The sequence below is a fragment of the Bacteroides sp. AM16-13 genome (assembly GCF_003602705.1).
In the GTDB taxonomy this organism is placed as follows: Bacteria; Bacteroidota; Bacteroidia; order Bacteroidales; family Bacteroidaceae; genus Bacteroides; species Bacteroides xylanisolvens.
Map to the genome: position 1 here is coordinate 14079 of NZ_QTLK01000038.1, position 22087 is coordinate 36165.

General features: G+C 41.0%; 17 protein-coding genes and 2 pseudogenes. 15 read left to right on the forward strand and 4 right to left on the reverse strand.

The genetic code is table 11. The annotated features are described in order from the left end of the window. Nucleotides 1–76: 76 nt before the first annotated feature. From DW173_RS22055 to DW173_RS22065, 3 genes are all read right to left on the reverse strand, one after another. Nucleotides 77–583, reverse strand: coding sequence for a hypothetical protein (locus tag DW173_RS22055; protein ID WP_008643518.1), 507 nt, complete (start codon nt 581–583; stop codon nt 77–79). Nucleotides 584–672: 89 nt separating this feature from the next. Beyond that, entirely contained in the window at nt 673–975 is a 303-nt protein-coding gene (locus DW173_RS22060; RefSeq protein WP_015532911.1) for a hypothetical protein, read from the reverse strand. Nucleotides 976–1101: 126 nt separating this feature from the next. Further along, nucleotides 1102–1611 (reverse strand): CPCC family cysteine-rich protein, encoded by a 510-nt coding sequence (locus DW173_RS22065; protein WP_233562274.1) that lies wholly within the window; start codon nt 1609–1611, stop codon nt 1102–1104. 435 nt (nt 1612–2046) lie between these two features. Between DW173_RS22065 and DW173_RS22070 the strand changes: the two are divergent. From DW173_RS22070 to DW173_RS22125, 12 genes and pseudogenes are all read left to right on the forward strand, one after another. After that, nucleotides 2047–2280 (forward strand): annotated as a pseudogene (locus tag DW173_RS22070) (hypothetical protein); the annotation flags it as partial. Nucleotides 2281–2651: 371 nt separating this feature from the next. Continuing rightward, nucleotides 2652–4898 carry a hypothetical protein gene (locus DW173_RS22075; protein WP_120145236.1) on the forward strand — a complete coding sequence of 749 codons (2247 nt, stop codon included), beginning with the start codon at nt 2652–2654 and terminating at the stop codon, nt 4896–4898. 269 nt (nt 4899–5167) lie between these two features. Next, nucleotides 5168–5785, forward strand: coding sequence for a DsbA family protein (locus DW173_RS22080; RefSeq protein WP_004313318.1), 618 nt, complete (start codon nt 5168–5170; stop codon nt 5783–5785). 77 nt (nt 5786–5862) lie between these two features. Next, nucleotides 5863–7074: pseudogene (locus DW173_RS22085) on the forward strand (AAA family ATPase); the annotation flags it as partial. 173 nt (nt 7075–7247) lie between these two features. After that, the gene (locus DW173_RS24440; protein WP_032842109.1) at nt 7248–7562 is read left to right on the forward strand and encodes a hypothetical protein; all 315 of its coding nucleotides are present in this window, start codon (nt 7248–7250) and stop codon (nt 7560–7562) included. A gap of 87 nt (nt 7563–7649) precedes the next feature. Continuing rightward, entirely contained in the window at nt 7650–9809 is a 2160-nt protein-coding gene (locus tag DW173_RS22095) for a TonB-dependent receptor (protein ID WP_120145238.1), read from the forward strand. Further along, nucleotides 9806–10297 carry a DUF4625 domain-containing protein gene (locus tag DW173_RS22100; RefSeq protein ID WP_004313310.1) on the forward strand — a complete coding sequence of 164 codons (492 nt, stop codon included), beginning with the start codon at nt 9806–9808 and terminating at the stop codon, nt 10295–10297. The genes DW173_RS22095 and DW173_RS22100 overlap by 4 nt, the downstream gene beginning before the upstream one ends. A gap of 153 nt (nt 10298–10450) precedes the next feature. Further along, nucleotides 10451–11050: a cytochrome c nitrite reductase small subunit gene (gene nrfH / locus DW173_RS22105; RefSeq protein WP_008019659.1), complete on the forward strand. Its 600-nt coding sequence runs from the start codon at nt 10451–10453 to the stop codon at nt 11048–11050. A 39-nt stretch (nt 11051–11089) separates the two neighbouring features. After that, complete coding sequence (gene nrfA, locus DW173_RS22110) at nt 11090–12571, forward strand: ammonia-forming cytochrome c nitrite reductase (RefSeq protein ID WP_120145239.1); 1482 nt, start codon at nt 11090–11092, stop codon at nt 12569–12571. A gap of 23 nt (nt 12572–12594) precedes the next feature. After that, complete coding sequence (locus tag DW173_RS22115) at nt 12595–13839, forward strand: cytochrome c biogenesis protein ResB (RefSeq protein WP_120145240.1); 1245 nt, start codon at nt 12595–12597, stop codon at nt 13837–13839. After that, nucleotides 13836–14627: a cytochrome c biogenesis protein gene (locus tag DW173_RS22120; protein WP_009039865.1), complete on the forward strand. Its 792-nt coding sequence runs from the start codon at nt 13836–13838 to the stop codon at nt 14625–14627. The genes DW173_RS22115 and DW173_RS22120 overlap by 4 nt, the downstream gene beginning before the upstream one ends. Nucleotides 14628–14656: 29 nt before the next feature. Then, a complete protein-coding gene (locus DW173_RS22125; protein ID WP_049702493.1) occupies nt 14657–15937 on the forward strand; it encodes an alginate export family protein in 1281 nt (426 codons plus the stop codon). A 177-nt stretch (nt 15938–16114) separates the two neighbouring features. Here DW173_RS22125 and DW173_RS22130 read toward each other — a convergent pair whose 3' ends face one another. Further along, a complete protein-coding gene (locus tag DW173_RS22130; protein ID WP_074708081.1) occupies nt 16115–16804 on the reverse strand; it encodes a Crp/Fnr family transcriptional regulator in 690 nt (229 codons plus the stop codon). A gap of 246 nt (nt 16805–17050) precedes the next feature. On the opposite strand from DW173_RS22130, the gene DW173_RS22135 reads away from it, so the two are divergent. The 3 genes from DW173_RS22135 to DW173_RS22145 all read left to right on the forward strand — a co-directional run bounded on the left by DW173_RS22135 (nt 17051) and on the right by DW173_RS22145 (nt 21972). Further along, on the forward strand, nt 17051–17590 hold the full coding sequence (locus DW173_RS22135) for a flavodoxin family protein (protein WP_004317688.1): 540 nt from the start codon (nt 17051–17053) through the stop codon (nt 17588–17590). 252 nt (nt 17591–17842) lie between these two features. Continuing rightward, nucleotides 17843–18664 carry an MBL fold metallo-hydrolase gene (locus tag DW173_RS22140; protein WP_117810965.1) on the forward strand — a complete coding sequence of 274 codons (822 nt, stop codon included), beginning with the start codon at nt 17843–17845 and terminating at the stop codon, nt 18662–18664. A 17-nt stretch (nt 18665–18681) separates the two neighbouring features. After that, nucleotides 18682–21972, forward strand: coding sequence for a S41 family peptidase (locus DW173_RS22145; protein WP_120145241.1), 3291 nt, complete (start codon nt 18682–18684; stop codon nt 21970–21972). Nucleotides 21973–22087: the final 115 nt, after the last annotated feature.

Genomic DNA, 22087 nt, shown 5'->3' on the forward strand with positions numbered 1-22087 from the left:
TTCATTATTTTTTTAATTGGCAGCTAATGTTTGACAGCGTTCCGCTTATTCAGTCGGTTTGCTGTTTGTTATCGGTCTATTTCATTACACCTAAAATTTTTTCAAGTACTTCTTCCGGCTTATACCGCAAACTGTCAAATACAGTTTCTTGATATAGCATTTCACGAATAAGCGAAGGTTCTGATAATTCCATGTTTTTTTCCAATAACGGAACATAATAATCGTGTGACAGAACCCACCAAAGTTCATCTTCAGGAAAAGCCTTAACTTTATATTCGACATAATTCTTAGAATGTATTCTTTGTATGATTTCAAGAAGTTCGTCACACGATAATGGAATATGGAGTAATGGTGGAGTCCCTATTGAAAGCCTAAGAGCAACCATACAAATAGAGTCATCTTCCATATATTCAGAAAGAATATCTTTAGTAATAACTTTGTGAGTTAATTCAGAAATTTTCTTTATTATATTCAAACATTTATTGTCCTTTTCACTATCATACCCACGTAGTAACCTCGATATTTGCGGACATATTTTTTCTATTTGAATAATTTTAGGTTCTATTTCTTCTCGTAGTTTCATAAACTTTTTCTTTTTATTGTTTGACCGATAATGGCTTGCAGCTTGCCGCCGTTAGGCGGAACAGGTGCTTGTTAGCAATGTTTTTTGTTTCACCACGGTCTTTGATTTGGAATAGACTCCACTTTACCAGTATATATATGGACATAGTAGAAGACGCCCTCCCAGTTATATGCCTCTATCTTTTTCTCATCATAAAGTATTATGTTCATAAAGGGGGAGTCGACGTTTGGTCTCACATCTTCTATCTGCCAAAGAATCTCTCCATCAATATTTTCGCCTGTGATGTTCCTGTTGTACCTTTGTTTAACAGGTGGCGTGTATAGCTTGATGATAATATCTCCGCATGCGATCTCTTTTCGCACCTCTAAATCTTTTATGTTTATATCTTCCATTTTATTATTGATTTATTGCTAATGTCTATCGGCTAACTAACTTTTCGGAAGTTAAGCCGTTTGTTAGCATTTATTTTTACTTTATCATGATGTTTTTATTGTTGATTTTGATATATTGTTTCCCAATTAAATACTCCCTAATTCATACTGTATATATTTAAGATTATTAGGCTCTAACTTTTGATTATTTAAAAACGCTTGTCGATACTCTTTTAATGTAGAACGATTAGGGGCACTATATTGATCTTCTCCAGTATTTGTATTTTCCCACATACAAACAGGGCAAATATCAAATATTTCCATTTTTCTATATACTTTATAGTTACAACATGGACAACAATATCCTAATAATGACACCGGCTTATCAATTAACTCAATATGAATATTATATAAAGCAAAGAAAATCTCTTCAATGTATTCATTAGTAACTAAATCATTATATGAAAATCGATCAAGTATATACTTATTATTACTATATTTTTGAATCTCTTTAAAATCCAAACTGTTGCTTTTGTTATATACTTTTACTTTGGAATTATAATCAGATATTATATCTGCCTTTTCTTCATTTGATAAATGGAGAAGATGGTGGTATTTTATTAACCTAATAGCTTCTTTTCTTTTTAATTGGATCATGTTCTCAGTTTATTTTCAATGCTAACGTTATGCTAACAGCGGTCATTTAATGTTTCGCTGTTGTTTTTTCTAAGTATTTAATTAAATCTCTTCTTCTAAAATATCGTCCAACAGGCTTTTAATTTTGCTTTTGTAAGTGTTTGCTATATGGACGTACATCGCTGTTGTTTTTATATTCTTTATTTTATCAGGCATATTATCTATATTATATGACTACCTATAAGTTGTCTCCTTGTCTATCCAATTACAATATTTGATAAATTTACACTATATGCTATAATTTCTTATTCTGACTTTTAATGTTTTGTTTATCAGTAAATTATATTCATATTGTTTTGCTGTATATAATTATGCCTCTAAAGATACGGTTTTGTCTAATTATTCACAAAGGAATCTGTTAGTTTTTTCCTTTATCCTATACAATTTCATCCTTTGGCAGCCAATAACTTGCTTTACACTTATGAAAGCCAGTTCGGTGTAGTAGAGACAATGGCGCGTATCGAACAAACATTGAAAAATATGGGAATCCCAGTATTTGCGAAATTCGACCACGGCAAGAATGCTCAAGATGTGATGGCGACAGAATATGGGCTTGATAAAGAACCGGTGATTGGAAAGATGCAGAAGTTGCTGGAAAAGATTGTTATTCAATCGGCCAGCGTTTATTAAACAAGAAATATAAAACAAGATACTTTATATTTTAAATCATATAGAGAGTGGCCCCTTTTCCGAAAAAAAAGTTTGAGTTACGCAAAAAGACTGCGCATCACTGCATCTATCTTTGTCGAAGAAACAAGAAAACAGGTCAAGTACAGGTTACTTCAACACACTTTTTTAGGTAGAACATACCAGTACGATTATCCGTTTTTCCAGTTTCGCAAAGGGGCAGTAGCTCAGTGGGTAGTTACGGTCGTCGGTTCGACTCCGGCCTGTTCTACCTCTTTTTTATAAACTAAGGTCAAGGAAGACTTACTTCAAAACCGCAGGAATGCACCATTGATTCACAGTCTTCCGATTACCTTACTTAAAAAACACAACGTATGAAAAAAGATTTGTTGAAAGTATCTATCAGGCAACATGCAATTTATTTGCCAGCGATAGAAGGAACTGAAAAGCGCGAAGCATTGACTTCGACTACTGTAACATTGGTTGCTCAACTTCGAAAAGTGGGATATAGCTTATCCGAAGAGTTGCTGCATGCTGTCAATCAGTTGTATCCGGCACAACAGGTGGAGATTCTTCAGGTGATGAAAGAAGTATTGGGTGTGTCACTCAACTGGGCTCCATTGGTGAAAGGCTGGGATACACCTACCGGAGAAACACGTTTGGATCATTGGATTACATGGCTTGCTAATATGTTCAATAGTAAGAAAGGTGTGAAACTATCTTGCGGACACGTGATTCCTGATAATACATTCCCCTTGGAACGATACAACGGTTGTCCGTTCTGCGGAACTCCGTTTGAAACGGCATCTACAGAATATTTCGGACAAGCCAGTAAACTGAAAGTGTTGGAACTTTGGCAGGAAAAAGAGCTGAATGTTTTCTTTGGTGACTTGCTGGAATCACGTACGGCCCTTGATGCAACACAAGCGGACAGCTTGAAAATCTTGCTGGCTGAACTTCCGTTGCCGGCAGTCGGAATCAAGATGAAAGAAACTCTAATGCTGGTGATCGACACACTGGTAGAGCAGGATAGGGCACAGGAAGCGCAGATTTATTTCTCTGCTCCGAATGATATATTGCGTTATTTGTGGTATAAGAAAACCGGATTCTTGCAAATCATAGAGCCGAAGGCCCTCATTCGTAAAGCGGGTAGAAACAATGCACATCTGTGCAATGCTTTGGATAAAAGCCGTTCGGCTGCCCAGGCAAAGCGGGAAGAATTAAAACTGAAATATACCCGTCGCGAGTGTAAAATGGTGGCTCTTTGGTTGAACAATTTGGCGATGACACCGGAGAAGTCTTGTGAAATGATGCATTCGAAAAGGGAAATGTGGGTACGTATGATACGTGCATTGCGTTTGGCGGAATATGCTCGTAAACCGGGATTCGAAAATTTGAAAGAGTTGATGGACGTATTCTACTGTCAGGCATATACAGTTTGGCAGGGAGAAGTGGAACGTAGCCGTTTGAAAGCAGATGCGGCACAGACATTCGCTTTGTTGAAGCAACGTCCGGGTATGTTTGCACGTTCCTTGTTTGCCAATATGCTTTGGTTCGGTCCGGAAGAAACGTTGGCGGCATTTAAAGAAGTCGTTCATTTGTTGCCGGCTCGTTTGGTGGTCACTTTGGGTATGTATGCGGAGAGTTACTTTGAGCAAGGACATAAGAGAATGGTGAAACCCTTAGGTGGTAATGCGCTTTTGATAGAGCCTCACTATTTGGTGAGTCTTTATATGGAAGACCAGCTTAAAGAAATGGTAAAAGCGGTACAGGATTTGTGTAAAGAGGTTGTTGCTACCCGCTTTGCCAATGCGGGTGCCGGAAGTGGAAGCGCAAGTATGTATATTGATCCTATGTTGTTTCATATTCCATTGTCTATCGGCGACCGTAGCGAAACGGTTCAGGATACTTCCTGTGCCTTGCAGGGTACACGTTTCCCGGTGGAAGGAGATAAAGTTCGATTGTTTATGCAATGGGGAAAAGGGCTTCCGGCACAGCATTTGGATATGGACTTGAGCTGTCATATCGCTTTGCCTTCAACGACAGAAGTGTGTTCCTACTTTAATCTGAAAGCTATTGGTGCTAAACATAGCGGAGATATCCGAAGCATCCCCGACAAGAAAGGTACTGCCGAGTATATCGAATTGGATTTGAATGAGTTGAACCGTGTAGGTGCGCAATATGTTGCTTTCACCTGCAATGCGTATAGTAATGGGGCTATCTCTCCTAATCTGGTGGTAGGTTGGATGAACTCCGCTTACCCGATGAAAATATCGGAGAGAAACGGAGTGGCTTATGACCCTTCTTGTGTTCAGCATCAGGTGCGAGTTTCTCAAAGCGTGCAGAAAGGACTTGTTTTCGGAGTCCTGAAAGTGAAGGAACGGGAAGTGGTATGGTTGGAAATTCCTTTCGGCGGACAGACGGTTCTTTCTTTGGATACACAGACTATTGAAAAGTATCTGGATAAACTGGAAGCCAAAACCACTGTGGGCGAACTGTTGGCAATCAAAGCACAAGCACAGGGTTTGAAGTTGGCTGATACACCGGAAGCCGATGAAGTATATACCCGTGAATGGGCATTGAATACGGCTGCTGTGACTAAGTTGCTGTTGGGTGATTAATTTCTAGCGATTAACTGAATCTTTTCTTCCTAATATTTATAAGTTGTATTGCGATAAAGTATATCTTTGTATGCAATAAACTAATCGTCTGACTATAGTTGCTTTTTCGTCTAACTATAGTCAGACGAAAGAATAACTATAGTCAGATGCAAATTATACTATAGTCAGACGAATAAATATATGCTAGCCAAGAACTAATGATTGGTATAAGAGAGATTAAATATCAGGCAAGAAAATGATAAATGATAATCAATAAAATATAGCTGCTTATGAGTGCGTATTATGATTTGTATGAGACACCGGACGTTCAGAATACCGGCGAGAAGCAACCCCTTCATGCGCGGATAGTTCCGAGCGGGACTTATTCCCAAAAAGAGTTTATAGAACGTGTGTCACGTTATCAACATTTTCCCCAGAATATGGTTGACGGGGTGTTGGGGGCTGTAATAGATGAACTTGGTAGTCTCTTGGCGCGTGGCTATATTGTGGAGCTTGGAGAGCTGGGACATCTTAGTGTCTCTTTGAAATGCACCCAAAAGGTAATGACTAAAAAAGAAATCCGTTCCGAATCTATCTGTTTTGACAATGTACACCTGCGTACCTCCAAAAATTTTAAATTGAAGGTAAGACGGGAAATGAGACTTGAACGTGTTCCCAAATCGGGACGGACTGTCAGTAAAACGGAGATACCTATTGAACAACGTCTTCAAATGTTACAGGAGTTTTTGAAGAAGAATGGAGGAATCACCCGCATAGAATACAGCAGGCTGACAGGAGTAGCCCGGCTGAAAGCTGTTGATGATTTGAATACTTTTATTCAGGAGGGAAAACTGCGTAAGAGAGGGGCGGGAAGGAATGTGTTTTATGTATGGAAACAGGAAGAATAATATTATAATAAGTAATTGTCCTTCTTTTTGCTAACAATTTTGTACCTTTGTTTGTATATAGAGAAAATAGTAAGATTATGGCAAGAATAACTATTCCTTATGCAGTAGCGGATTTCATAGATTTGCGTGAACGTGGTTTTTATTATGTTGATAAGACTGATTATATTCCTAAATTAGAGGATTATAATGCTCCTGTATTTCTCCGTCCCCGTCGTTTTGGAAAAAGTTTGTTGGTTTCTACATTAGCTTGCTATTATGACCGTACAAAAGCGCATCGGTTTGAAGAACTGTTTGGGGGAACCTGGATAGGTAACCATCCGACAAAAGAGCATAACAGTTATATGATTATTCGCTACGATTTTTCGAAAATGGTAATGGCGGATACTATTGAAGGATTGGCTCAAAACTTTAATGATTTGAACTGTGGCCCGGTAGATGTGATGGTAGAGCATAACAGAGATTTGTTCGGTGATTTTCAGTTTACTACTCGGGGAGACGCTTCCAAAATGTTGGAAGAAGTTCTTAATTATGCTCGTTCTCATGAATTTCCAAAAGTTTATCTATTGATTGATGAATATGATAACTTCACTAATCAGCTGCTTACAGCATACAACGATCCGCTTTATGAGGAAGTGACGACGAATGACAGTTTTTTGCGTACTTTCTTTAAAGTGATAAAAGCCGGAATAGGTGAGGGGAGTATCCGTACCTGTTTCTGTACAGGTGTATTACCTGTTACGATGGATGATTTGACCAGTGGATATAACATAGCAGAGATATTGACATTGGAACCCAATTTCCTGAATATGCTCGGGTTTACATACGAAGAGACAGAAACATATTTACGTTATGTACTTGATAAATACTCCACAGGACAAGAACGTTTTGATGAAATCTGGCAGCTAATTGTAAGTAACTATGATGGTTATCGTTTCCGTCCCAATGGTGACCGGTTGTTCAATGCTACTATCTTGACTTATTTCTTCAAGAAGTTTGCGGCCAATGCCGGTAGTATTCCCGACGAACTGGTGGATGAAAATCTACGTACCGATATTAATTGGATTCGTCGGCTTACCCTTTCACTGGATAACGCGAAAGCGATGTTGGATGCATTGATTATTGATGATGAGTTGCCTTATAATTTCTCTGACCTCTCAAAGAAGCTTGATAAACAGAGAGTTTTTGATATAAGATTTTATCCTATTATTTTATTCTTTTATGGAGTGATAACTTTAAAAGATAAATATTATATGGCTTTTCCTGATAAAATAATGCGTAATATTCTATTGGCATAGTTGTGTATATCTCCATTTTGGCATTGAAAGAGATTAAAATCGAATAGGGTGTGTTATTGATTCTTTTTGATCGTTCACGATAACACATATTAAGCCTGATAATTTGCACCTTCTCTTTCATACATCTATATTTGTCCTCGCTATTCTATATTATCAATAGAGGGAGAATGTATCAAAAGAGAAACATAAAGGTATATATAGCGTGGGTGTTGTTGATGACATTCATTCCCTTCTTTGTGGTGAAAACCTTTCACTATCATGGAAGTGAAGATGAGACATCATGTTCCCATGCAAAACATTCCCATAATCCTTCTGATGATTGTGCGATATGTAAATACTCCCTTTCTCTTTTTACGGAACCTCAACCGGTAGAATTTCATTGTACATTGACGCTCGTCCCATACGAGCCGGTTATTTATCAGGATAAGGTTGTTTGCAAACGAACTTATTCGCATCATTTACGCGGACCTCCCGTTGCTTGATTACATAATCATATTTTCAAAGGAGATAGATTGACCTTCAATCTGTCCTCCTATTCATTTTGCACATTATATAAAAGATTGTAATTGATGCGTATCGGAATTATTTCGGGCGTAATAGGGGTATTTATAACCTTATCCGTCCATGCACAGAAATCCGATTCAATCAAGAGTATGCTTTTGCCTGATGTTGTGGTGACCGAAACGTACCAGCAGCGTCAAGTGAAAAAGTCTGCCCTTACGGTTGATATAGCAGATCAGGATTTTCTGCGCAAACATTTTACAGGAAACTTCATGCAAGCGATGGAGAACATTCCCGGAGTGCAGGCAATGGATATCGGTTCGGGATTTTCCAAACCGATGATTCGCGGAATGGGATTCAACCGGATTGCTGTATTGGAAAACGGAATCAAGCAGGAAGGACAACAATGGGGAGCCGACCACGGTTTAGAGCTGGATGCTTTCAACATCGGAGCGGTCAATGTATTGAAAGGCCCTTCCTCATTGCTTTATGGTAGTGATGCGATGGGAGGAGTGATAGATGTCGTTCCACCGGCCGTGCCTATGGATAATCGGGTGTTTGGAGATGTCACACTGCTTGGTAAATCAGTCAATGGAACCGTCGGAGGATCACTGATGCTGGGAATCAAAAAAAATGCCTGGTACTCTCACATTCGTTATTCGGAACAGCACTTCGGCGACTATCATATTCCTACGGATTCTATTGTCTACCTGACACAGAGAATCCCCATCTATGGGCGTAAACTGAAGAATACAGCAGGCATTGAACGCAATATCGGACTCTTTACCCAATATCAGCGAAGGGCATATAGAGCGAATTTCTCCGTGAGTAATGTCTATCAAAAGACAGGTTTCTTCCCCGGAGCGCATGGCATACCCGATGCGTCCCGTGTGGAAGATGATGGAGATAGCCGTAATATCGAATTGCCTTATAGCAAAGTGAATCACCTGAAGGTGACCATCCATCAGCAATATGCGTGGGAGAAACTGATCTTGTCAGGTGATTTGGGTTTCCAGAACAATCACCGTGAAGAATGGAGTGCTTTCCATACTCACTATGGCTCGCAACCCGCACCAGAGAAAGACCCCGACAAAGAACTCGCATTTAATCTGAACACCTTCAGTGCTTCAGTGAAAGCTCGTTTTATCGGATCTTCTTCATGGGAACATACATTGGGGTGGGATGGACAGCATCAACGGAATGACATTGCCGGCTATTCGTTTTTATTGCCCGAATATCACCGTTCCACCACCGGAATGCTCTGGCTTACAACGTACAGACCTAACAATGTGCTCTCCGTCAGCGGAGGAGCTCGGTATGACTACGGATACATAAATATTTCTTTGCATGAAGATGTTTACCTTGCCGATTATCTTCAAAAACAGGGATATACCCAGGAACAGATAGACCTTTATAAGTGGAACAGTCACCAGGTGAAAAAACACTATGGTGATTATTCTCTTTCTCTGGGATTGGTATGGACTCCCTCCGACAAGCATCTGGTAAAGGTGAATATCGGGCGTAGTTTCCGCCTGCCCGGTGCGAATGAGTTGGCTGCCAACGGAGTACATCACGGCACTTTCCGCCATGAACAGGGAGATGCCAATTTAAAATCGGAACAGGGCTGGCAACTGGACGCTTCTTATCATCTGAAGTACCGGAGAATTTCTTTCTCCGTCTCTCCATTTGTCAGTTGGTTCAGCAATTACATCTTTCTGCGTCCTACCGGAGAGTGGTCTGTATTGCCTCATGCCGGACAAATCTATCGCTATACCGGAGCGGAAGCACTGTTCGCAGGAACTGAAGCTACCGTAGATGTTGATTTTCTGCGTAACTTCAATTATCGGATTTCCGCTGAATACGTTTACACCTATAATTGTGATGAACATATTCCATTGAGTTTCTCGCCGCCACCTGTTATGCGCAATACATTAACCTGGCAAAAGAACCGGTATATGTTGTATGCAGAATGGCAGAGCATTGCTCGGCAAAATAGAGTGGACCGTAACGAAGACCGTACAGCCGGAGCAAATCTCTTCCATTTGGGCGGATCTTTAAACATTCCGATAGGTGGAAATAATGAAATTGAAATTACCCTGACCGCCCGGAATATATTCAATACCCGATATTACAATCATCTTAGTTTTTACAGGAAAGTTGAGATTCCCGAACCGGGACGTAACTTCCAGATATTAATCAAAGTTCCATTTAAAAAATTACTGAAATGAAAAATAAATTTTATCTCCCAATGGTTAGCCTTTTGGCAACAGTTACTTTCATGTTTTCCTCTTGTGATAATGATGACTCCAGCGATACGATCAAACCTTTGATTGAACTTCATGAACCGGAAGAAGGTCAGGCATTGGAGATCGGAAACGAACATGGAGTTCATTTTGAAATGGATTTGTCGGATGATGTTATGCTGAAATCCTATAAGATCGAAATTCATAGCAATTTCGACCATCATTCACACGGCGGTAATAGTAGGGCTGTGCAGGAAACAGTAGATTTTAGTTTTAACAGATCGTATGATGTGTCAGGACAGAAAACAGCACATATTCATCATCACGATATTGTAATACCAGCCAATGCGACTGCAGGGGATTATCATTTGATGGTTTATTGCACAGATGCCGCAGGCAACGAATCTTATATCGCGCGCAATATTAAATTGAGCAATGAGGTGGAAGATGAAGACCACCATCATAATGAATAGACAACTATATAAAGGAACTGGAATATCTGTTGGCTACAGGACGATAGATAGGCTGTTTTTTGTATAAAGAGTATTTTTTCTTTCGAAAGGTGTAATAGATATTACACCTTTTTTGTTTCCAATCCTTTACTTTTGTGAAAAATTCTATTTCGTATGATGAAGTTTCCAATAATAAATCGATTCTTTCCTTCTTTTAAATGGAAAGTAGCGGCTGTCATCATTGGCGGTGTTATTGTGGGTGGAGGGGCATTGTTTATGTACATGCTCCGGGCGCATACCTATCTTGGAGATGACCCGGCTGCCTGTGTGAACTGTCATATTATGACTCCTTACTATGCAACTTGGTTTCATAGCTCACATGCCCGGAATGCCACCTGCAATGATTGTCATGTGCCGCATGAAAATGCTGTGAAAAAATGGACCTTTAAAGGGATGGACGGAATGAAACACGTAGCTGCATTTCTTACCAAAAGCGAGCCGCAGGTGATTCAGGCTCATGAAGCCAGTTCCGAAGTGATAATGAATAATTGTATTCGCTGTCATACACAACTCAATACGGAATTTGTGAAGACGGGGAAGATTGATTATATGATGTCACAAGTAGGAGAGGGGAAGGCTTGCTGGGATTGCCATCGTGATGTTCCTCATGGTGGAAAAAACTCTCTGTCCGGCACTCCGGGAGCTATTGTTCCTCTTCCGGAATCGCCCGTTCCCGAATGGCTCCGGAAGATGGTGAATCAGAAAGATAAATAGGAAATGAAATACGTAATAAAATAATAAAACCGATATACAATGGAAAAGAAATTAAAATCATGGCAAGGATGGCTGTTGTTCGGAGGTTCAATGGTCGTTGTATTTGTTTTGGGATTATGCGTTTCTGCGTTGATGGAACGGAGGGCGGAAGTTGCCAGCATTTTCAACAACCGTAAAAACGTCATCAAGGGGATTGAAGCGCGAAATGAACTATTCAAGGATGATTTCCCCCGTGAATATCAAACTTGGACGGAAACTGCAAAGACTGACTTTGAAAGCGAATTTAATGGGAATATAGCTGTGGATGCCTTGGAAAAACGTCCTGAAATGGTGATTCTATGGGCGGGATACGCTTTCTCTAAAGATTATTCTACTCCACGGGGGCACATGCATGCTATTGAGGATATTACGGCATCGTTACGTACCGGTGCACCTGTGAACCCGACGGATGGTCCGCAACCGTCTACTTGCTGGACTTGTAAAAGTCCGGATGTTCCCCGTATGATGGAAGCATTGGGTGTCGATTCTTTCTATAATAATAAATGGGGAGCTATGGGGGCCGAAATCGTAAATCCGATTGGCTGTTCTGATTGCCACGACCCGGAAACAATGAATCTTCATATTAGTCGTCCGGCTCTGATTGAGGCTTTCCAACGTCAGGGTAAAGACATCACCAAAGCTACTCTGCAAGAAATGCGCTCATTGGTCTGTGCGCAATGTCACGTTGAATATTTCTTCAAAGGTGATGGCAAATACCTGACTTTCCCTTGGGATAAAGGTTTCACGGTAGAAGATATGGAGGCTTATTATGATGAGGCCGGGTTCTATGATTATATCCATAAATTGAGTCGTACTCCGATTCTGAAAGCACAGCATCCTGATTATGAGATTGCTCAAATGGGTATTCATGGGCAAAGAGGTGTTTCTTGTGCCGATTGCCACATGCCGTATAAGAGTGAAGGCGGTGTGAAATTCAGCGATCACCACATTCAGAGTCCGTTGGCTATGATTGATCGTACCTGCCAGGTTTGCCATCGTGAGAGCGAAGAGACTTTGCGCAATAACGTATACGAACGCCAACGTAAAGCGAATGAAATCCGTAACCGTCTGGAACAGGAATTGGCAAAGGCGCATATCGAAGCTAAATTTGCTTGGGATAAGGGTGCTACGGAAGCACAGATGAAAGATGTGCTCGCACTGATTCGTCAGGCACAATGGCGTTGGGATTTCGGAGTGGCTTCACACGGCGGCTCTTTCCATGCACCGCAGGAAATTCAGAGAATCCTTTCTCACGGACTCGACCGTGCTATGCAAGCCCGTCTTGCTGTATCCAAAGTATTGGCGAAGAACGGATACACTGGTGATGTTCCGATGCCGGACATCTCGACGAAGGCAAAAGCACAGGAATATATCGGCTTGGATATGGACGCTGAAAGAGCTGCGAAAGAGAAATTCTTGAAAACAACGGTTCCCGCCTGGTTGGAGAAAGCGAAAGAAAATGGACGTTTGGCGCAGATATAAAACAAATATAAGCATAGATATATATGTGGAGCAAACCGTGGAGTTATAAAGAAGGGCTGACGATTGGCGCAGGATTACTGATAATAGGCATATTGCTGCAAATGACAGTGGGTGCTATTAACTGGGATTTGTTTGCCTGTCCGGTCAACGTGATTGTGCTGCTGGTTTATATCGTTGCCTTGATAGCCATGCACCTTCTTCGTAAACGTGTGTATTTATTCAGTTGGTTAAGCCATTATTCCGCTGCCGTCTCCGCTTTGTTGTGGGCGGTCGGCATGACAGTAGTTATGGGACTTATCCGGCAAGCTCCTTCCGGTCATGCTCCAAATGCTTCAACGGATTTGCTGGGATTCTCACAGATGATTGCATCCTGGCCTTTCGTTCTGCTTTACTTTTGGATGGTCACTGCATTGGGACTGACGATACTTCGTGCCAGCTTTCCTTTTAAGTGGAGACGACTTTCGTTCCTTCTCAATCATATCGGATTATTCGTCGCGTTGATAGCGGCCACTTTAGGAAACGCCGATATGCAACGGTTGAAAATGACAACCCGCATGGGCAATGCCGAATGGCGGGCTACTGACGATAAAGGTCAACTGATTGAACTTCCATTGGCTATCGAACTGAAGGATTTTACTATCGACGAATATCCTCCAAAACTGATGCTGATTGACAACGAAACCGGGCGTACGCTTCCCGAAAAATCTCCTGAACATGTATTGCTGGAAGAGGGAGTGATAAAGGGAACATTGCAGGACTGGCAATTGACAATCGAACAATCTATCCCGATGGCAGCTTCTGTGGCTACTGAAGATACCTTGAAGTTTACAGAATTTCATTCGATGGGAGCAACTTATGCTGTTTACCTGAAAGCTGTCAATCAGAAGAATCAAACAACAAAAGAAGGCTGGGTAAGCTGTGGCAGTTTTCTTTTTCCTTATAAGGCAATCCGGCTGGATTCTTTGACCAGTCTTGTGATGCCGGAACGGGAACCGCAGCGATTTGCGTCGGAAGTGAAAATCTATACACAAGAAGGAACGATAACGGAAGGCACCATTGAAGTGAACCGTCCGATGGAGATAGAAGGATGGAAAATCTATCAACTTAGCTACGATGAGACAAAAGGACGATGGAGTGATGTCAGTGTCTTCGAACTGGTTCGCGATCCGTGGCTACCGTTCGTTTACGCAGGAATTATAATGATGATGGCAGGAGCTGTCTGCTTGTTCGTCAGTGCACAAAAGAGAAAAGAGGAGGACAAAGCATGAATTGGGAGTACTTTATATTATTTGCAATAGCTGCACTGGTTTGTTGGGCTTTAGGAGCTTTTGCTGCCTGGAAAGGAACAAAACCGGGATGGGCTTACGGATTTACTTTCTTAGGGTTGGCTATTTTTTTCAGCTTCATTATCGGAATGTGGATTTCATTGGAACGCCCTCCGATGCGGACCATGGGGGAGACCCGGCTGTGGTATTCTTTCTTCCTTCCGTTGGCGGGATTGATAACATACATACGTTGGAAGTACAAATGGATTCTTAGTTTCAGTTGCATCCTTTCGTTCGTCTTTATCTGTATCAATATCTTCAAACCGGAGATTCACAATAAAACGTTGATGCCTGCTTTGCAAAGTCCGTGGTTTGCTCCTCATGTCATTGTGTATATGTTTGCTTACGCTATGTTGGGAGCGGCGACGGTGATGGCTGTCTATCTGCTTTGGTTCAAGAAGAAAAAGATTGAACGGAAAGAAATGGATTTGTGTGATAACCTCACTTATGTAGGTCTGGCATTTATGACATTAGGTATGCTTACAGGAGCTATCTGGGCGAAAGAAGCCTGGGGACACTACTGGGCTTGGGACCCGAAAGAAACCTGGGCAGCGGCGACTTGGTTTGCTTATCTGGCATATATCCATTTCAGATTGGGAAAGCCATTGAAGGCACGTCCGGCATTGGTTATTTTATTGGTCTCTTTTGTCTTATTACAAATGTGTTGGTATGGAATCAATTATCTTCCGTCCGCACAAGGAGTCAGTGTACATACGTATAATTTGAATTGAAATATCGAATCATTTAAACTGCACTATCAATGAAAACATTTTATTGGTCATTCTTGCTTATGCTATTGCCAAGCATGGCATACACACAAAACACTGAGAAAGAGAATGAATTTACGATGTCTATGCAAATCAGACCTCGTGCAGAGTATCGGAACGGTGCCTTGACTCCACGGGATGAAGGGGTGGCTCCTACGTCCTTCATCAATAACCGCGCGCGTTTGTCGATGGATTATAAACGTTCGGATCTGGAACTGAAGATGTCGGCACAGCATGTAGGTGTCTGGGGACAGGACCCGCAGATTGAAAAGAACGGGCGTTTTATGCTGAATGAGGCTTGGGCAAAGATGAACTTTGGCGAAGGATTCTTTGCCCAACTGGGACGTCAGTCGTTGATTTATGATGATGAACGTATTTTGGGAGGATTGGACTGGAATGTAGCGGGTCGTTACCACGATGCGTTGAAGCTGGGGTATGCCAACAAAAATAATGAAGTGCATTTGATTCTTGCTTTTAATCAGAATAATGACAATAGAACAAGCGGAGGCACTTACTATGATTCTTCTACGGGACAGCCTTATAAGAATATGCAAACCGTTTGGTATCACTATAAGGCGGACAATGTTCCGTTCGGGGCTTCTTTATTGTTTATGAACTTGGGATTGGAAACGGGCGATAAAGCTACGGATGATTCTCACACCCGTTACTTACAAACAATGGGAACCTACCTCACTTATAAGAACAGTAACTGGAATCTGGATGGTGCTTTCTACTATCAGATGGGTAAGAATAAAACTGCTGATAAAGTTTCAGCTTTGATGGGAAGCATACAGGCTGCTTATACGTTTGACCATACATGGGGAGCTGTGGCTAGCTTTGATTATCTAAGTGGTGATAAGGGAAATGGCGGTAAGTACAAAGCTTTCGATCCTCTTTATGGAACTCATCATAAATTCTATGGAGCAATGGATTATTTTTATGCTTCTACCTTTGCGAACGGTTATGCCCCTGGATTGATGGATGCCCGTATCGGAGGCCGTTTCCGTGCTTCTGACAAAGTGGATATGGAACTTAATTATCACTACTTTAGCACAGCCGTAAAGGTTCAGGACTTGAAGAAATATTTAGGTTCGGAAGTCGATTATCAGATAAACTGGTCGATCATGAAAGATGTGAAACTCTCTGCCGGATATTCTTTTATGCGTGGCACGAAGACGATGGACGCTGTGAAAACCGGCAATCATAAAAGCTGGCAGGATTGGGGTTGGCTATCGTTGAATATTAATCCGAAGATATTGTTTGTGAAGTGGTAAATCCAAGGGAATAGATAGAATTTAAATAAAGAGAGAGTTTTTGAAAGTTTTTGAATTTATAAAATCATCCTTACTACAGTATATCTGAAGTGAGGATGATTTTTTGTTTTAACCACTTCTTGATAGTACACTCTTATTGTTACGTCTGTTGTTACGGATATTTTTCTAAATACGTCGTTACAGATACTTTTCCAAAGTTGTTTTATCTAAAATCTCGATTCGTTTTCCTTCCATGATGACGAGTCCTTCTTTCATCATCTTATTGATTTCTTTAGATAGAGCAGGGCGTGACACATTTAAATATTCGGCGAGCTGGGATTGGGTGTGCATGATATCTACTACTAACGCATCTTTTTTCTTATGTTCGTATAGATAGACAATGAACCTTTCCCGTACGGTTTTGCGTGAAAGAGGTTTCAGACGGGATACGGTACAGATGTTACAATTACCTGCGATACAAAGAAAATTATGAAGAACTTGTGGGTCCTGACTAATTACTTTGAAGGTTGAATCTTTGGTTGCCATAAGTATCACACTGTCCTCAAGAGCAGTGAAAGTAGCCGGCAAAGTATTGTTCGAATTAAAAAGATGAGGAGTGGCGAAGGTACGTGGAGCGATAATGTATTCAATCATCACCTCATTACCTAATCCGTCAATAATATCTGTACGTAGTTTTCCTTCCAAAAGTACAAATAACTTGTTGCAGGGTGTTCCTTGTGTAACGACTATCTCTTTTTTATTAGCCGCATAGATTACAAAATCCAGCTTTTCCAATAAGGACTCTTTGATGTTTAAAGGTAAATCCCTGAATAAGGGGATTTGAAACAGCTTTTCTTTATGTGAGTCGGTCAGTTGTATTTTTTTCATTGTATCATGTTGTCTGTATCACGGGCAAAGATATAAATTATATATTAGTGAAAGAAACTTTCAGAACTATTTGTAGAATAACTATATACAAGAAAGTTGTTAAAACGAATGCAAAATATAGAATCTGTAATTATGGTATCTTTCTCTGTAATTTATCTACATGCAGGATACCTTTATTTGTCTATTTTTGCAACATGAATCATTGATAAAAAGAATTCTGAAAATAAAAAGTAATAAAAGAAAGTTATGGCTAAAAAAGTTTTGATAATTTCGTCCAGTCCACGTAAAGGTGGTAATTCGGATTTGCTTTGTGATGAATTTATGAAAGGTGCTATCGAGGCGGGCAATGAAGTAGAGAAGATTTTTCTGAAAGACAAAACGGTTCATCCTTGTACGGGATGCAGTGTTTGCAGTATGTACGGTAAACCCTGTCCACAGAAAGATGATGCAGCGGAAATCGTGGAGAAGATGATTGCTGCCGATGTGATTGTAATGGCAACCCCGGTTTATTTCTATACTATGTCCGGGCAGATGAAGATTATGATTGACCGCTGTTGCGCACGTTATACGGAAATAACTAATAAGGAATTTTATTTCATTATTGCGGCAGCAGAAAACGATAAAGCAATGATGGAGCGTACTATCGACGGCTTCCGTGGCTTCCTCGATTGCTTGGAAGGACCACAGGAAAAAGGGACGGTCTATGGAATCGGTGCATGGAAAGTAGGAGAGATTAAAGATACTCCCTACATGCAGGAAGCATATAATATGGGAAAGATGGTGTAACTGTTTGTTTTCCATATTAAAGATATTCATAAAGAATATGATAAATGGATTTGTTCGAATATTTGAGATATAGTTTTGAACTTAACTTTTAAAACCTGACGGGAAATCTGGAAAAGACGGTTATGTTTTCCAGATTTTCCCCTTTTTACGATTACTTAATTGACTGGATTGCTTGTTCTGCCACAGAATTATTATAATTTTGTGGCAGAACTTTTTATTTTGTATAATTCGTTTGATAACTAACTAAGTATCATGGGCTATAAAATAACGACTCTTGTGGAGAATTGTGTCTATGGACGTAAATTGCAGGCAGAACATGGTCTTTCTCTATATATCGAGACTCAAGAACATAGATTACTTTTCGATACGGGAGCATCCGACTTGTTTATCCGTAACGCCCGCTTGTTGCATATTGACTTGCAAAAAGTAGATTATTTGATATTATCTCATGGTCACAGCGATCATACGGGCGGACTACGTTATTTTTTGGAATTGAATACGCGGGCAACCGTTGTCTGTAAGCGTGAGGTTTTTTCTCCTAAATTCAAGGATGAACGTGAGAACGGGATGATGCATACACAAAACCTCGATCGTTCCCGTTTCCGCTTTATTACAGAGCAGACCGAACTGCTTCCCGGAGTTTTCCTTTTTCCCTCTATTGATATTATAAATCAGGCAGATACCCATTTTGAACGTTTTTGGGTTCAGCAAGAAGATGGATGCAAAATACCGGATACTTTTCAGGATGAATTGGCGATGGTATTGGTGGAACCGGAAGGATTTTCCGTATTAAGTGCCTGTTCTCATCGGGGAATAACCAATATTTTGCGTACGGTTCAGGCTGCCTTTCCTGAATCTCCTTGTAAGTTACTTCTGGGAGGTTTTCATATCCATAACGCGGAAAAACAAAAATATCAGGTCATTGCAGATTATTTACAGGAATATCTTCCCCGACAGATTGGCGTTTGTCATTGTACGGGAGTGGATAAATATGCCTTCTTTTACAAAGACTTTGGTGACAGCACATTTTATAATTACACGGGAAAACTAATTCAAACCGATTTATCGGAATAAATTTATAATAATTTGATATGAAGAAACTAATAACTTCTTTAGCGCTGGTATTATTAGTATTATCCAGCTATGCAATTACTCCTTTGTGGATGCGTGATGCACGTATTTCACCGGATGGATCAGAAATTGTTTTTTGTTACAAGGGTGACATTTATAAAGTCCCTGCACAAGGAGGAACAGCTGTTCAACTCACCACACAAACCTCTTATGAAGCCAATCCGGTTTGGTCGCCCGATGGCAAGCAAATTGCGTTTGCCAGTGACCGGAATGGAAATTTTGACTTATTTATTATGCCTGCTGACGGAGGTGCCGCCCGGCGATTGACCTATCATTCTGCATCAGAAATACCGTCGGCTTTTACTCCGGATGGAAAGTATGTCTTTTTCTCTGCTTCTATACAGGATCCGGCAAGCAGTGCCCTGTTTCCTACAGGAGCAATGACGGAATTATATAAAGTTCCTGTTGCCGGCGGACGTACCGAGCAAGTGCTGGGCACTCCTGCAGAACTGGTCTGTTTTGATAAAACAGGGAAGAATTTTCTTTATCAGGATCGTAAAGGGTTTGAGGATGAATGGAGAAAGCATCATACTTCTTCCATTACGAGAGATATTTGGTTATATAATACCCAAACGGGAAAACATACGAACCTGACAAACCGGGGAGGAGAGGACCGTAATCCTGTGTATGCACCTGATGGTAATGCTGTCTATTTTTTAAGTGAGCGTGATGGAGGTTCCTTCAATGTGTATACTTTCTCTTTGAATACTCCACAGGAAGTGAAAGCTGTGACTACTTTCAAAACTCACCCGGTACGTTTTTTGTCTGTCAGCGATAAAGGTACCTTATGTTATACCTATGATGGTGAGTTATACACACAGAAGTCTGGTGCACGTCCGGAAAAAGTAAAAGTAGAACTTGTTCGTGATGATGAACAGCAGCTTGCTACACTTAAATTCTCGCAGGGAGCAACTTCCGCTTCTGTATCTCCGGACGGTAAACAAATTGCTTTTATTGTACGTGGTGATGTGTTTGTGACTTCAACTGATTATGCTACCACCAAGCAAATCACAAATACTCCGGCAAAAGAAGCTGCCGTTTCTTTTGCTCCGGACAACCGGACACTGGTTTATGCCAGCGAGCGAACCGGTAACTGGCAACTTTATACCGCCAAAATAAGTCGTAAGGAAGACCCGAATTTCCCTAATGCCACTCTTATTGAAGAGGAAGTATTATTACCGTCTAAAACGGTAGAACGTACTTATCCGCAATATTCACCGGACGGTAAAGAATTGGCTTTTATCGAAGACCGTAATCGTTTGATGGTACTTGATTTGAAGACGAAGAAGGTACGTCAGGTAACGGATGGTTCTACATGGTATAACACCGGAGGTGGATTCGATTACGAATGGTCGCCCGATGGTAAATGGTTCACTCTCGAATTTATAGGTAACCGTCACGATCCTTATTCGGATGTAGGCATTGTCAGCGCACAGGGAGGGGCAATTACTAATCTGACAAATAGTGGATATATCAGTGGTGCTCCGCGTTGGGTACTCGATGGGAATGCTATTCTTTTCCAAACCGAACGCTATGGTATGCGTGCGCACGCTTCCTGGGGATCGCAGCAAGATGTGATGTTGGTGTTTCTCAATCAGGATGCTTATGATCGTTACCGTTTGAGTAAGGAAGATTTCGAATTACTCAAGGAATTTGAAAAGGAACAGAAGAAGGCAAAGGAGAAAGACGATGAGAAGACGAAAGACGGAAAGAAGTCTAAGGCGGAAAAAGCAGACAAAGGAAATGCTGACAAAGACAAGATCGACAAGGATAAGGCAGACCAAAAAGAGATACTTGTCGAGCTGAACGGCATTGAAGACCGTATCGTACGTCTGACTCCCAATTCATCCGACTTGGGTAGTGCCATACTTTCAAAAGACGGGGAAGATCTTTACTATTTCTCTGCGTTCGAAGATGGATATGACCTTTGGAAAATGAATCTCCGTGAAAAAGATACGAAGCGTCTGCACAAACTCAATACCGGTTGGGCATCGTTGATGTTGGACAAAAAAGGAGATATCTTTTTGTTGGGAAGCCGGATTATGCAAAAGATGGATGCCAAGTCGGATGCGTTGAAGTCCATCAGCTATCAGGCTGAAATGAAAATGGACTTGGCTGCCGAACGTGAAACGATGTTTGACCATGTGTACAAACAGCATCAAAAACGCTTCTACAATGTCAATATGCACGGGGTTGACTGGGATGCTATGACTAATGCTTATCGTAAGTTCTTGCCTCATATTGATAACAATTATGATTTTGCAGAATTATTGAGTGAGTGGTTGGGTGAGCTGAATGTTTCACATACCGGAGGACGTTATTCTCCCAAAGGAAAAGGAGATGTCACTTCTAATCTCGGACTCTTGTTCGACTGGAATTATCAGGGAAAAGGAATGCAGATTGCCGAAGTAATAGAAAAAGGTCCGTTCGATCATTCACGTACCAAAGTAAAGGCTGGTTGCATCATTGAAAAGATTAATGGAGAAGAGATAACTCTCGATAATGACATAACCTGCTTGCTGAATAATAAAGCAGGGAAGAAAACATTGATTTCAATCTACAATCCACAAAGTAAAGAGCGTTGGGAAGAAGTGGTGATACCGGTCACCAACGGGCAACTGAATGGATTGTTATACAAACGTTGGGTAAAACAACGTGCGGCAGATGTTGAAAAATGGTCGAAAGGACGTTTGGGATATGTTCATATTCAGTCGATGGGAGATGACAGCTTCCGTACTGTATACTCGGACATTCTGGGAAAATATAACAACTGCGAAGGCATTGTGATTGATACCCGTTTCAACGGTGGTGGCCGTCTGCATGAAGATATTGAAATACTGTTCAGTGGTCAGAAATACTTCACACAGGTAGTACGTGGCCGTGAAGCATGTGATATGCCGAGCCGTCGTTGGAACAAACCTTCCATTATGCTGCAATGTGAGGCCAACTACTCGAATGCACACGGAACTCCGTGGGTATATAAACATCAAAAGATTGGCAAACTTGTCGGTATGCCTGTTCCGGGTACTATGACAAGTGTGTCTTGGGAAACTTTACAAGATCCTTCACTGGTTTTTGGTATTCCTATCGTCGGTTATCGTTTGCCTGACGGCAGTTATTTGGAAAATACCCAATTGGAACCGGATGTAAAGGTTGCCAATAATCCGGAAACAGTAGTCAAAGGAGAGGATACCCAACTAAAGGTGGCTGTGGATGAACTTCTGAAAGAGATAGATAGTCAGAAGAAGTAAATACGAGTATAATTAGGGATATTCCGTAAATGTTCCTCTTTCTAATAAATCAAGAGAAAAGTTTTGCTTTACGTGAGCTTTTCTCTTGATTTTTTCGTTCAACTCTCCCAGTCTT